At 71.7% G+C, this 13,493-nt stretch carries 10 protein-coding genes and 2 pseudogenes; 3 read left to right on the top strand and 9 right to left on the bottom strand.

Features of this window, described 5'->3' with window-relative positions:
• Positions 1-131: pseudogene (locus FPZ47_RS30645) on the top strand (hypothetical protein); the annotation flags it as partial.
• A 34-nt stretch (positions 132-165) separates the two neighbouring features.
• On the opposite strand, the gene FPZ47_RS13490 reads toward FPZ47_RS30645, so the two are convergent.
• From FPZ47_RS13490 to FPZ47_RS13470, 5 genes are read right to left on the bottom strand one after another with little or no spacing between them, the layout of a single operon-like run.
• Positions 166-1,302, bottom strand: a complete 1,137-nt coding sequence (locus tag FPZ47_RS13490) for a 6-phosphofructokinase (RefSeq protein WP_144952005.1) — start codon at positions 1,300-1,302, stop codon at positions 166-168.
• The gene (locus FPZ47_RS13485; protein ID WP_144952003.1) at positions 1,299-2,195 is read right to left on the bottom strand and encodes a 3-oxoacyl-ACP synthase; all 897 of its coding nucleotides are present in this window, start codon (positions 2,193-2,195) and stop codon (positions 1,299-1,301) included. The genes FPZ47_RS13490 and FPZ47_RS13485 overlap by 4 nt, the downstream gene beginning before the upstream one ends.
• Complete coding sequence (locus FPZ47_RS13480; protein ID WP_144952001.1) at positions 2,179-3,276, bottom strand: 3-oxoacyl-ACP synthase III family protein; 1,098 nt, start codon at positions 3,274-3,276, stop codon at positions 2,179-2,181. The genes FPZ47_RS13485 and FPZ47_RS13480 overlap by 17 nt, the downstream gene beginning before the upstream one ends.
• Positions 3,273-4,778, bottom strand: coding sequence for a bifunctional aminoglycoside phosphotransferase/ATP-binding protein (locus tag FPZ47_RS13475; RefSeq protein WP_144952015.1), 1,506 nt, complete (start codon positions 4,776-4,778; stop codon positions 3,273-3,275). Before FPZ47_RS13475 ends, FPZ47_RS13480 begins: the two co-directional genes overlap by 4 nt.
• Positions 4,779-4,833: 55 nt before the next feature.
• Positions 4,834-5,721 carry a universal stress protein gene (locus FPZ47_RS13470; protein WP_144951999.1) on the bottom strand — a complete coding sequence of 296 codons (888 nt, stop codon included), beginning with the start codon at positions 5,719-5,721 and terminating at the stop codon, positions 4,834-4,836.
• 151 nt (positions 5,722-5,872) lie between these two features.
• On the opposite strand from FPZ47_RS13470, the pseudogene otsB reads away from it, so the two are divergent.
• Positions 5,873-7,936, top strand: a pseudogene (gene otsB / locus FPZ47_RS30640) (trehalose-phosphatase); the annotation flags it as partial.
• A gap of 234 nt (positions 7,937-8,170) precedes the next feature.
• The gene (locus FPZ47_RS13460; RefSeq protein WP_246133411.1) at positions 8,171-9,028 is read left to right on the top strand and encodes a universal stress protein; all 858 of its coding nucleotides are present in this window, start codon (positions 8,171-8,173) and stop codon (positions 9,026-9,028) included.
• Positions 9,029-9,063: 35 nt separating this feature from the next.
• Here FPZ47_RS13460 and FPZ47_RS13455 read toward each other — a convergent pair whose 3' ends face one another.
• The 4 genes from FPZ47_RS13455 to FPZ47_RS13440 all read right to left on the bottom strand — a co-directional run bounded on the left by FPZ47_RS13455 (position 9,064) and on the right by FPZ47_RS13440 (position 13,485).
• Positions 9,064-9,936: a universal stress protein gene (locus tag FPZ47_RS13455; protein ID WP_144951997.1), complete on the bottom strand. Its 873-nt coding sequence runs from the start codon at positions 9,934-9,936 to the stop codon at positions 9,064-9,066.
• A 130-nt stretch (positions 9,937-10,066) separates the two neighbouring features.
• Complete coding sequence (locus FPZ47_RS13450; RefSeq protein WP_210419899.1) at positions 10,067-11,713, bottom strand: sensor histidine kinase; 1,647 nt, start codon at positions 11,711-11,713, stop codon at positions 10,067-10,069.
• A gap of 186 nt (positions 11,714-11,899) precedes the next feature.
• On the bottom strand, positions 11,900-12,565 hold the full coding sequence (dosR, locus tag FPZ47_RS13445) for a hypoxia response regulator transcription factor DosR/DevR (protein WP_144951993.1): 666 nt from the start codon (positions 12,563-12,565) through the stop codon (positions 11,900-11,902).
• 83 nt (positions 12,566-12,648) lie between these two features.
• Positions 12,649-13,485 (bottom strand): universal stress protein, encoded by an 837-nt coding sequence (locus FPZ47_RS13440; RefSeq protein WP_144951991.1) that lies wholly within the window; start codon positions 13,483-13,485, stop codon positions 12,649-12,651.
• Between the last annotated feature and the right edge of the window lie 8 nt (positions 13,486-13,493).

The following is a 13,493-nucleotide window of genomic DNA, read 5'->3' as shown; positions in this document are numbered from 1 at the left end:
CACCCCCACACCTCGAGCGCGGCCAACCCCGCACCAACACCTACTGGCACCCCGAAAAACTGCTGCGCCGCAACGACAACGACGAAGACGACGACGAAGACGACGAGGATGAGGACAGTGGCGCGGCCTGAGCGCCCCAGCCCCTGAGCCTCCCGAGTCCCCGCGTCATCGCCCGATCGTGCTGTGCACGGGCATCTCGTCGCCGAAGTTGATCCCCATGTCGCGCGCGGTCAGCAGCGAGTCGCAGTCCAGCGGGACCGTCTTCTGCCGCCGGGTGGCCTCGGCGAGCGGAACGTAGTCGACCGTCGGCGGGTCGAGAGCCACCATCACCCCGCTGCGCCCCTCATCGAGGGCCCGCACGGCCGCGCCGCCGAACCGCAGCCCGAGCAACCGGTCGAACGAGGTGGGCGAACCGCCCCGCAGGAGATGCCCGAGCACGACCGTGCGGGCCTCGCGTCCGGTCATCTCCTCGAGCGCGGCGGCCACCTTGGCGCCGATGCCGCCGAGCCGCTCGGCCTGCCCCGGCGACCTGCCCACGATCGACACCTCCCCACCCACCGGCCGTGCGCCCTCGGCGACGCAGACGATGGAGAACTTCGCGCCGTGCCGTTCGCGGTCGGCGATCAACGCGGCCACCGGGTCCAGACCGAACGGGATCTCCGGGATGAGAATCGCGTGCACCCCCGACGCCATGCCGGCGTTCAGGGCGATCCAGCCCGCGTAGCGTCCCATCACCTCCACGACGATGATCCGGCCGTGCGACGTGGCGGTGGTGAACAGCCGGTCGATGCACTGGGAGGCGAAGTCGACGGCGGTGTCGAACCCGAACGTCGAGACCGTCTTGTCCAGGTCGTTGTCGATCGTCTTGGGCACCCCGACCAGGCGCAGCCCGGCGTCGTGCAGGTGCTGGCCTATCGACATCGACCCGTCGCCGCCGACCAGGATCAGGGCGTCGATGCGGTGCTCGGCGAACCGGTCGATCAGCTCCCGCGTCCGGTCCACCTCGACCCAGGTGCCGTCGGGCCGGTGCACCGGAAACGCCGTCGGATTGCCGCGATTGGTGGTTCCGATGATCGTGCCGCCCTGGTGGATGATGCCGCGCACCCGGTCACGGGTCAGCTCGATCAGCCCCCCGTCGGGATAGTCTTCCGGGGTCAGCAGGCCGTTGAAGCCGTCCCGGATCCCGACGACCTCCCAGCCACGGTTGCGCGCGGCCAGGGTGGCCGCATTGATGACGGCGTTGAGCCCCGGCGCGTCGCCGCCACCGGTGCTCACGGCGATCCGCTCGATGCGGCTCCTCACGCGGGCCCCGGCCGCTGGCGGTACAGCGCGGCACCGGCGGTGACGCCGGCGCCCGCGGCGACGAAAAGGACCCGCGTGGCCGCCGCGAGCCGCCCGAGGTGCCCCTGGAACGCGGCCGCCAGCGCGGCGGTGTGCATGCGCTCGTCGCCGGCGACGGCGATGCGTTCCACCGGAAACCCGAGCCGCCCGCCCAGCGCGGCGCGGAACCCCGGCCGCGGCGGGGCGGCGACGATCAGGTCGACGTCCGTCAACCCCGCGGACTCGGCATCCAGGCAGCGGCCCGCCGCCCGGGCCGCGGCGAGGGCGAACGCCTCGTCCATCCCGGGCGACTCGCCGACTCGGAGCACGTTGCGGGCATCGGCGAAACCCACAGTCGCGGAGAATATCTCACCGTCTTCCGCCGAATTCACCCAGAACACGCGGCCCAGGCCGTCGTCGTCGTCGGACCATCCGCACAACAACGCCGCCCCGACCGGAGAGAACGGGAAGTTCTCGCTGAGGCCGTGCCCCGGGTCGGCGTCGCTGGCCACCACGATCGCGTGGCGGATGCTGCGTGCCCGCAGGAACCCGTCCACGATCTGCAGGGCGGTGAGAATTCCGCAGGCCCCGTTGGCGACGTCGAAGGAGAACGTGCCGTGCCCGCCGCCGTGCGGCTCCTCAGGGTTGGCCCCGATGTCGTCCTGGATCAACGCCGCCAGGGCGGGCTCCCCCAGGTTGCGGTCGCGGTAGATCCCCGCGTTGACCACCAGGTCCAATTCGCTTGCGGCACAGCCAGCTCCATTCAGGCAGTCCTTCGCCGCGGTGACGGCCAGGTGCAGCGCGCTGTGGCGATGACGCCACCCCGCCACCCGGTGGGGACGCGCGATGTCGATCCGATCAATCGTCGTGCCCATAGCGGCTCACCAATTCCTCGTCCAGGGTCACCAGGACCACGCCGATTTCCAGCCCGGAGGCCAACGCGATCAACGCGATCGTCTCGCCGGGCGCGATGTGCCGCGCCTCCAGTTCCTCGACCAGGGCCACCGTGTGGGTCGTCGAGGCCGTGTTGCCGTAGCGGTCGACGGTGATCACCGCGTCGTGGCGGGGCGTGTCGCCGAAGGACTCCGACAGCGCGGCCATCCCCTTGCGAATGGCACGGGCGGAGGTCTGATGCGTGATCACGTGGTCGATGTCGTGGATCGAAATCCCCGCCGTGTCAAGGACTTCCTGCAGCAGGACCGGGGTGTTGTCCATCGCGGCCCGCTGGATCGCGCGGGAGTCGGTGAACATCCGCGCGCCGGGGTCGTGACCGCGCGGATAGGCCAGGCAGAGCCTGCTGTAGTCGGCGACCGTGGTGAACCCGGCCAGGCTGATGCCGGCGGAGCCGGCGGGAGCGCGCTCCAGCACCAGTGCGGCACCCGCGTCGCCGAGGGTCAGCGAGGCGAGTTCCTTGCTCATGATGTTGCGGATGTGCCGGGCCGCGTTGTGGCTGAGCTGGGAGATGTATTCGCCGCTGACGACCAGGGCGCGCTCCACGATGCCCTGCCGGATCCAGTTGTTGACGATCGTCACCCCGGTGAGCATCCCGGCGCAGGCGTTGGACACGTCGAAGGTCATCGCGCGGTGCGCCCCGATCGCGCGGGCCACCGCGCTGCTCATCGAGGGCTCCAGCCATTGGGTCAGACCTCCGCGCAATTTGGTGATGCTGCAGTTGACGACCACGTCGAGCGAGGCCGGGTCCAGCCGCGCGGTGGCCAGCGCGTTGCGTGCCGCCGCGGTGGCCAGGCTGTAGGAGTCCTCGTCGCCGACCGAGACGCGGCGTTCGCGGATCCCGGTCAGCCGCTCCAGGTCGATGTGGGTGTGGTGGCGTGTGGTGGCCATCAATTCGTCTGTGGTGAGCTGTGTTTCGGGCAGATGCCGGCCGGCACCCGCCAGCCGGGTGACGAACCGCGACTCTTCGCCGGGCGCCTCCATCACCAGCCAATGCCGAGTCATCGCTGCTCCTCTCTCGCAGCTCGAAACGTCGCGCGCTCCCAGAGGCCACGGGCCTTCGCCAGCACCTGCTCGAGCGGCCGGGACGTGTCGATGCGGTGTGCGCTGTCCCATCCGGCACATCCTGCCCCGTGGGCGGCCAGCGCGGCGGCGATCTCCGGGGTCACCTCCGAACTGCCCCGTCGCCGCGTCGTGATCCGGCCGGCGGCCAGGTCGGTGGACGCCGAGCACACGAGTTCCACGATCGCCGCATGCGACTCGGCGGCAACGCGGTACGCGTGCGCGCGCATCTGCGGGTCCCGCCAGGTGCCGTCGAGGATCACCGATTGACCGTTGACCAGCGACTCCTGTGCCCGCCGCAGGACCACGTCGTAGACCGTGGTGACGTTCGCCGGGCTGTACAACCCGGTGTCCAGGACACCGGACTCGCCGGTGATGACGTCGGCCCCGCGCAGTTCGCGCCGCACGTCGTCGGTCGAGATCACCTGCGCGCCGAACTGTTCGGAAAGCCCCCGCGCCAGGGTCGACTTGCCGGTGCCGGGGTTGCCGCCGACGAGCGCCAGGCGGACGGTGCCGCTGCGCAGGTGCCGGCCCGCGATGTCCAGGTGGCGGGCGGCGTCGTCGGCGGCCCCGGGTTTGCCCTGGGTGTAGCGCAGGCATTCGACCTTGGCCCGGACGACGGCGCGGTAGGCGATGTAGAAGTCCCGCAGCACCGGCGGCGCGGTGTCCGCCGCGTGCGCGACGTAGCGTTGCAGGAAGTGGTCCCCGAGGTCGCCCCGGCCCAGGAACTCCAGATCCATGGCGAGGAAGGCGGCGTCGTCGATGCGGTCGACGTAGCGCAGTTCGTCGTCGAACTCGAGGCAGTCCAGCAGCGCCGGCCGCCCGTCCGCGTAGAAGATGTCGTCGGCGAGCAGGTCGCCGTGGCCGTCGACGATCTGACCCGCCGCGATGCGGCGGGTGAACAGGGGCGCACGCCCCGCGATGAACTCCTCGGCGAGACGGCGCAGCCGTGCCACCTCCCCGGCCGCGACACCAGGCACTCCCATGCCCGCATAGCGCTCGAGTTCCGCGAGGTTCTCGGCCCAGCGCCGGCCGACCGCTGCGACCTCGCCCTGGGCGTCGATCAGCGGGCTCCGCTCGGCAAGGGCGTGGAAGCCGGCCAGGGCCGCGGCGACGGCGTCCAGCACGCCGCGGACGGATTCTTCCGGGCCGCGGGCCACCATCGACGCCAGCCGGTCCTCGTCGCGGTAGCGGCGCATCACGACGACCGGTTCGGCGGGCCCGCCGGCGGGGTCGCTGAGGTGGGCGACGCCCAGATAGCTCTGCGGTGACAGGCGGCTGTTCAGCTCGACTTCCCGGGCGCAGGCGCGCTCGCGCCGCTGCGGTGTCCGGAAGTCGAGGAAGTCGGTCAGCACCGGCTTCTTCGCCTTGAAGGCGCGGTCGCCGGCCAGCACGACGACACCCGTGTGGGTTTCGCGTACCTCCGCGTAGGGCGCCGCGGTCATGCTCACCGGACCCGACGCCGTCGCGGTGTGCGTGCCCGTCGCGCCAGCCATGGCCTCAACGCGGCCGCGCCACGATCACCGGCATGCGGACCGAGTGCAGGACGGCGTTGCTGACCGACCCCAACAGCATGCCGCTCAACCCGCCCCGGCCGTGACTGCCCACGACGACCAACTGGGCACCCTCCGACTTCTCGATCAACTGCGGTGCCGGGCGGTCACATTCGACGAGCCGGTGCACCGTGACGTCCGGATAGCGCTCCTGCCAGCCGGCCAGCCGTTCGGCGAGGCTGCGCTCGGCTTCGGCCTTGACCGTTACCCAGTCCACCCCGGGCAGTTCGTAGACCTGGACGTCGCTCCACGCGTGCAGCGCCTGCAGGTCCACGCCCCGCCGGGACGCCTCGTCGAAGGCGATGGCCACGGCAAGCTCCGAGGCCGGCGAGCCGTCGACCCCCACCAACACCGGGGCCTGCCCCGGATGGGGCATCAGCGGGTCCTCGTCGCGGACCACCGCGACCGGGCAGCGCGCGCCGCGCACCACGTTCGAGCTGACCGAGCCCAGCAGGACCCGCGTCGCCGCGCCGCGCCCGTGGCTGCCCAGGACGAGCATCTCCGCGTCGTCGGACATGTCGACCAGCGTCGGCACCGGCGGCGAGCACCTGAGTTCGCCGGCGACGGGAATCTTGCGACCGGCCGGCACGGCGTCTTCGGCGATCTTGACCGAGTGCTCGAGGACGCGCCGGCCCTCCTCCTGCTCCCATGCCGAGACACCGGAGGACAGCGGGAACTGCGGGTACATCGGCACGGCGGCATTGACCATGTGCACCACGGTCAGCGGCACGTGGCGCAGCGCCGCCTCACGCGCGGCCCAGCAGACGGCCGCGTTGGACGCGGGTGATCCGTCGACGCCGGCCAGTATCCCGTATCGGTTGGCGGGTGCGGACATGTCGTACTCCCCTCGCTCGGTGAAAAGGCTATGGCGCGAAAGGCCGTCGGACATGAGGCTTTAGTCCTCAACCGGGTGGACAAGGGGCCCCGATCGGTTCGCCCGGGTTCGATCGCGGACGCCCCTGTGGCATCGTCACCCGGGTGACCGAATCGGTCTGCAGCGCAACGGCCATGCCGCAGATCCGATGTCGGCCGGGGCCGACACCGTCGTCGCCGACCTCGCGGAGATCTCGGTGCGGCCCGCCGGCACTGCCCTGTCGGGCATCGCCGACGCCGCCCAGGCCTACAGCCAGCTCAGGGAACTGGTGGCCGGCCGGCGACCCGCGGTGTTCCTCGCCTTCGACGGCACGCTCTCGGAGATCGTCGCGCAGCCGGACGCGGCGACGCCGGTCGACGGCGCCGCCGACACGTTGCGCACGCTGTCCGCGCTCTGCCCCGTGGCGGTGATCAGCGGCCGGGACCTGGCGGACGTGCGCGCGCGGGTCGGCGTCGACGGACTGTGGTACGCGGGCAGCCACGGTTTCGAACTGGCCGCACCGGACGGGACCCGCCACGAGAACGCCGAGGCCGCCGCCGCCCGGTTGGCGGAGACTCTGCACGACGTGCCCGGAATCATGCTGGAAAACAAGCGCTTTGCGGTGGCCGCTCACTACCGCAATGCCAGTCCCGACGATGTCGACCGGGTGATCTTGGCGGTGCGCGGGCGCGCGCGCTCCGAGGGGCTGCGGGTCAGCGCCGGCCGCAAGGTCATCGAGTTGCGCCCGGCCGTCGACTGGGATAGGGGCACCACGCTGAAGTGGCTCCTCGACCACATCGACCGGTCCGACGGGTCCGACGGGGCCGACGGGGCCGACGGGGCCGATGCCGTGCTGCCGATCTGTATCGGCGACGACATCACCGACGAAGACGCCCTGGACGCGGTCCGATTCGATGGCGTGGGGATCGTGGTGCACCACGACGAGGACGGCGACCGCCCGTCGGGCGCGCTGTTGCTGCAGGACGCGGCCGCCGAGCCCGACGCTCCGTGGGAACTCGTCTACGAGGGCTACGACGCCGGTAGCGAGCGGCTGCGCGAAGCGCTGTGCACCGTCGGCAACGGCTATGTCGCCACCCGCGGTTGCGCCCCGGAGGCGGCGGCATCCGAGTCGCATTCCCGGGCACGTACGCCGCCGGCGTCTACAACGAGCCGGCCGACGTGATCGCGGGCCGCACGATCGAGAACGAAAGCCTGGTCAACCTGCCCAACTGGCTGGCACTGACCTTCCGAATCAACGGCGGCGCGTGGTTTCACATCGACGACGTCGAACTGCTCTCCTATCGGCAGACATTCGACCTGCGGCACGCGACGCCGACCCGAACGCTGCGGTTCCGCGACAGTGCGGGCCAGATCACGACGCTGGCCCAGCAGCGGTTCGCGTCGATGCACCAGCCCCACGTGGTCGCCATGCGGACCACGCTCGACGCCGAGAACTGTTTGGGCACAGTCGAATTCCGCTCACTGCTGGACGGAGCCGTGGGCAACACCATGGTCGAGCGCTACCGTTCGCTGTCGAGCATCCACCTGACCGAATCGGCGATCGAGGAGATGGGCTCCGACTCGGTGATCCTGCGAACCCGGACGTCGCAATCACGCATCGCGATCGCGGTGGCCGCGCGCAGCACCGTCTGGCCGACGACGTGCGGGCCGACTCGCGATACGCGCCGGTCACCGTGGAGAAGGTCGCGACCATCTTCACCGGCAGGATGCCGCCATCTCCGAGCCGGCGAGCGCCGCGCGGCAGCACCTCGAGGCGGCGGGTCGATATGCCGACCTTCATCATCGGCACGCCCGGGCGTGGGCCCGGTTGTGGGAACACTGCCACGTCGGGCTGTCCGACAACGCTGTCCGACCACACCGTGGCTCTGCGGGTGCTCCGGCTGCATCTGGTGCACCTGCTGCAGACCATCTCGCCGCACCCGCCGACCTCGACGCCGGGGTCCCGGCCCGCGGGCTGCACGGTGAGGCCTATCGGGGGCACGTCTTCTGGGACTCGCTGTTCGTCTCCCCGGTGCTGAGCGTGCGCCTGCCGAACGTGGCCCGCTCGCTGCTGCAATACCGGTATCGACGGCTTCCCGAAGCCCGCCGGGCCGGGCATCGCGGGGCGATGTTCCTGTATCGGGGGCAGCGTCTGCACCTGAAGATCAGTGGACGGGCGGGCGCGCTGACCTCCGAGGCGAAGAACACCGGAGCGGTCTTGGTCGAATGCCGTGGCCGCGTGCACCAGCTGCTGCCCGGGCACACCGTCGAGATCGGGTGAGGCCCGCCGCCGGGTGACCATCGCCCGCCGATTGGGGGTCGAACGGCCCTGCCGTGCGGGGGAACCGGCGCATAGTGTCACGCGCATAGTGTCACGCACATAGTGACACGCGCATAGTGTCACGAATTGGCGGCCCGGGGAAACGCCCCGGTGCCCACGGACCGGGAGGACGCGATGGACCATCCGCAGCCCGCACAGCGGATCGTGGTCGGTATCGACGGCTCGGACGCGGCGATCAACGCGGCCAGGTGGGCGGTCACCGAGGCCGTCGGGCGCAACATGGCGCTGCGGCTGGTGCACGCCGTTCCCGACCGGCATGCCGACGGGGACGCGGTGGACGACGACCTCGACGTCGAATACGCCGAAACGTCGCTGCGCGCCGCCGACGCGGCACTGCAGGGCCTGGGCGAGCAGGTGAAGGTCGAATGCGACATCGCGCACGGGACACCGGAAAGCGTCCTGCTGCACGAGTCGCGGCGCGCGGCGATGGTCTGTGTGGGGTCGGTGGGCATCGGGCGCATCGCCAGCAAGGTCCTCGGCTCGGCCGCCGACGCCGTGGCCCGCCACGCGCAGTGCCCGGTGGCGATCATCCGGTGCGACCGCGACGCCGCCGAACCGGGCTCCGCGCCGGAGTCCGCGCCGGAGTCCGGATATGTCGCCGTTGTCGTCGACGACTCCCCCGGCAACGACGCGGTGCTCGAGCACGGATTCCGCGAGGCGCGGCTGCGGGGGGCGCCGGTGCTGGCAATGGGCGCGTGGCGGTGGGGACTCGGTGAGATCCCCTACCGCCAGCTCGATCATCGGCTCGGGCCGTGGGTCTCCCGTTATCCCGAGGTGCACGTGATGCCGGCCGCCGCGCGGCGCGGCGCCGCCGAGTTCCTGGCCCACACCCAGGAATCCGTCCGGCTCGCGGTCGTGGGCGCCGCCGACGCCGACAAGGTCGCCCGGATCGTCGGACCGGCCGGTCAGCGCGGGCGCGGCCGGTGTTCGGTGCTCGTCGTGCGCTGAGGCGCGGGCAGTCCAGATGCCGAGGGCACCGATCGTCAGCGCACGACGATCACCGGCACCCGCGCCGACTGCGCCACGGCCGAGCTCACCGAACCCAGCAGCATGCCGGGGAAGCCGCCGCGGCCCCGGCTGCCGACCACGACCAGTTGAGCGCGTTCCGATTCCTGCAGCAGCCAATGGGCGGGCTTGTCGCAGAACAGCTTTCGCTCGACGCGCACGTCGGGATACCGTTCCTGCCAGCCGGCCAGTCGCTCGGCGAGGATCTCCTGGCCTTCGGCTTCCCTTTCGTGCCAGTCCATCCCGAGGATCGGGAACACCGCGACGTCGCTCCAGACGTGCAGCGCCACCAGCCCGACACCGCGGCGGGAGGCCTCCTCGAAGGCCAGGGCCGTCGCCTCCTCCGATGCGGGCGACCCGTCGATCCCGAGCAGCACCGGCAAGCCGGGATCGGGGGCGGCACCGGAACGGATGACCGCGACCGGGCAGCGCGCGTAATGGAGCAGACCCGCGGTCACCGAACCCAGCAGCAGGCGCCCCAGCGCGCTCATCCCCTGGCTGCCGGCCACGACCATCCGCGCGCCCGCCGAGGCGTCGACCAGGGCCGGCACCACGCCGGAATACACCAGCTGCGTGCGTATCCCGGGCGGCTCGGCACCGCCCGGGCCGGTCGGCACCGCCGCGCGGGCCTGCTCGAGGACGCGCTGCGCCTCTTCCTGCTGCCATTCGGGGATGTCGGCATACAGCTGGCCGACCGGCCATCCGACGACGACGGGCTGCACGGCGTGGAACAGGGTGACGGGCAGTCGGTGCAGGGCGGCCTCGCGGGCCCCCCAGGCCACGGCCGCATCGGATGCCGCCGATCCGTCGACGCCCACCAGCACACCGAATTCCGTTGACCTGTCCGTCATGTCGCACTCCTCGCCGCCCATTCCACCGCGTGGTCGCTGAAGATCCCTGACACTATTACGGCGCGGCCCGCCCGGACAGGGGCCGTTGGGCCTCATCCGCCCGTCGTTGGTCAGCGGTCGGCCCTGGTCACTAACCCGTCAGCGGGGCCACCCAGTGGACCCGGGCGCCGCCCTCGGGCGAACTGGTGACCTCGCAGGCGCCGCCGAGTTGCTCGGCGCGGCGTTTCATGTTGGAAAGCCCGCTGCTGCGGTCGTTGTCGGCGGGGATGCCGCAACCGTTGTCGGCGACGTCGAGGACGAACATGTCGCCGACGCTGACCTCGACGGTCAGCCGCGACGCCCCGGAGTGGCGCAGGGAATTGCTGATGGCCTCCGCGGCGACCGCTTCGGCGTGGTCGGCCAGTTCGCCGTCCACCGCGGTCATCGGCCCGTGCATGCGCACGGTGGTGACGACGTCCCGGTTCTCGGTCAGGTCGGCGATCACGCGCCCGATGCGGTGCCGGAAGTCGCCGTTCTTGCCCGCCGGGGTCTTCAGCTGGAAGATCGTCGTCCGGATCTCCTCGATGATGGTCTGCAGATCGTCGAGCGTGCGGTTGAGCCGGTCGGCGACCTCGGGCGAACGCGCCCGGGCCAGCGTGCCCTGCAGGTCCATGCCCGCCGCGAACAGCCGCTGGATGACGTGGTCGTGCAGGTCGTGGGCGATGCGCTCGCGCTCGGCCAGGATGGTCAGCCGACGCGCGTCGTCGCGGGCCGACGCCAGCACCAGGGCCATCGCGGCGTGGGTGGCGAAATCGCTGACCAGGCCGAGGTAGCTCTCGTCGAAGGGCGGCTGATCGGCGCCGCGGGCGATCGCGAGCACGCCGACCACCTCGTCGTGGGCGCGCAGCGGCATGACGATCGCCGGGCGCTGCCCCACGTCGGTGAACGCCTGGATCGGGTACCGCAGCGACTCGGTGATGACCGGTTCCCCGGACCGGAAGGCGCTGCCGGAGGTCGAGGTGTCCACCGGGATCTGCTGGCCCATCACGTCGGCGGCGTGGACTCCCACGGCGGCCGAGACCACCAGCATGTCGACTTCGTCGCGGGGGACGTCGGCGTCGGCCGGGACGAGCACGATCGCCTGCTCGGCGCCGGTCAGGGCCCGCGCGCTTTCGGCGATCAGGTGCAGCGGGCGCCGGTGCGGCTCGGTGCTGGACAGCAGCGCGGTGGTGATCTCGCGGCTGGCCTCCATCCACTTGACGGCCGTGCGCTCGCGTTCGAAAACCTGCGCGTTGTCGATGGCGACCGCCGCCGCGAACGCCAGCGCGCGGGCGGCGACCTCGTCGGATTCGGAGAACAGCCGCGCCGGGTCGTCGTGGGTGAGATAGAGGTTGCCGAACAGGGTCTCCCGGATCGTGATGGGCACGGCGAGGAAGGCCCGCATGGGCGGGTGGTGCTCGGGGAACCCGACGGCGGCCGGGTGCGTGGTCAGGTCGTCCATCCGGAGCACGGGCGTGTCCATCAGCGACAGGCTGAGCAGGCCCTTACCGACCGGCAGGTGTCCGATGCGCGCGGCCGTCTCCTCGTCGAGCCCCGCGTGGACGAACGAGACCAGGTTGCCGCCGGAATCCCGGATGGCCAGGGCGCCGTAGGGGGCGGAGGTCAGTTCCCGGGCCGCCGCGATGATGCGGCGCAGGGTGGCGTCCAGGTCCAGGCCGGCACCGATCTCGACGATGACGCGCAGCAGCTGCTCCATCTGGTCGCGCGCGGCCAGCAACTCGTCGAGCTGCTCGTGCATCCTGCCGACCAGCCCGCGCCGACCCAGCCTGGCGAAAGCCGAGCCGCGTTCCTCGCCAGCCACTGACCCGACACCTCCAGACAAGAACAGTCATCCGGCAGCGTGCGCCGGGGAGCAGCGGCGACGCGCCGCCCGGCATGGGATGCCTGTGGGCAGCTTAGCCCGATTCCGCCGCGGGGGCGCCGGTCAATCGGTCGGCGTCTGCGCCGGTCGCGCGCCCGAACGCCGATCCAGTTTCGACGCGAACACCGCCGCCTGGGTGCGCCGCTCCATGCCCAGTTTCGCCAGCAGCCGGGACACGTAGTTCTTCACCGTCTTCTCGGCGAGGAACATCCGGGCGGCGATCTGCCTGTTGGTCAGCCCCTCGCTGAGCAGCCCGAGCAGGGTGCGCTCCTGTTCGGTCAGCCCGGACAGCGGGTCTTCGCGCTCGGCCGCGCCGCGCAGCTTGGCCATCAGCGCGGCGGCCGCCCGGTTGTCCAGCAGGGACTTGCCGGCGCCCACCTCCTTGATGGCATGCGCCAGCTCCATGCCCTTGATGTCCTTGACGACATAGCCGCTGGCGCCGGCCAGGATGGCCTCGAGCATGGCCTCGTCGGAGGTGAACGACGTCAGCATCAGGCAGCGCAGGTCCGGGTGATCCGACACCAGGTCGCGGCACAGCTCGATGCCGTTGCCGTCGGGCAGGCGCACATCGAGCACGGCGACGTCGGGCTGCAGCGCCGGTATCCGGGCCTTCGCCTCCGAGACCGAGCCGGCTTCGCCGACGATCTCCAGCTCGGGGTCGGAGGCGAGCAGGTCGGCAAGGCCGCGGCGCACCACCTCGTGGTCGTCGACCAGGAAAACCTTGACCATTGCGAGTCCTTCCTGCCGGCCGCGCGGGCGGGTCATCGACCGACCACCGACCCAATATCCCATATCGCGACCGTCGTCAGCGCTCAGAGATGGCGCCGGTTGACGACCAGCAGCGAGCAGCCGGCGTCCTGCAGTTTCGCATTGCCGACCGGCCCGACGAGTTCGGCCAGGCGCTGCCGGTTGCGGGCACCGACGACGGCCAGCTGCACCGGCCGGTGACCGGCCACGTACTCCAGCAGGCCGCCGCGGACCACAACCGGTTCCAGCCGCAGGTCCGGGTAGCGCCGTGTCCACCGGGCCAGCCGGCGGTCCAGGTCGGCCAGCGCCCGGCGGTCGCCTTCCCCCTCCGCGGTGCCCGCGTCGCCCGTGGTGCGGCGGACCAGCGCATGCAGGGCGGCGTCGCGCAGCCGGGCCTCCTCGATCGCGGCGGCCAGCACGATCTCGGCGTCCTCGCTGTCGGTGAACCCGCCGAGTTCGACGGCGATCGCCGCGGCGGGACCGGCGGGCCGGCGGGGCCGGTGGTCGCGGCCGCGAACGATCGCCACGGGGCAGTGCGCCGACGTGGCCACGGCGGCGGCGGTGGAACCGACCCGGCCGGGCCGGAAGTGACGCAACCCGACGGCGCCCACGCACAGCAGGGCCGCCGACGCCGAGGCGCGGATCAGCGACCGGGCCGCGGGCCCGGCGGTGACCCGGGTTTCCATTTTCGGTGGCGCGCCCGCAGCCTCGATGGCGGCGATCGCGTACTCGACCGCCCGCTCCGCGACGTCCGGGGTGTCACCCGGCTCGACCGCGCCGAGCAGGCGCAGGGTGACGTCGCGGCTGACGGCCTCGTCGACCGCCCACCACGCCGCGCGAAGCGCCGCCTGCGAGCCGTCGACGCCGACGACGACCGACCGGGGTTGCGCGGACTCGTTCATCGCGGACG

Source organism: Mycobacterium helveticum, assembly GCF_007714205.1.
GTDB classification, from domain to species: domain Bacteria; phylum Actinomycetota; class Actinomycetes; order Mycobacteriales; family Mycobacteriaceae; genus Mycobacterium; species Mycobacterium helveticum.
The sequence above is the reverse complement of the archived record's forward strand: the minus strand, read 5'-3'. Positions and strand labels throughout refer to the sequence as shown.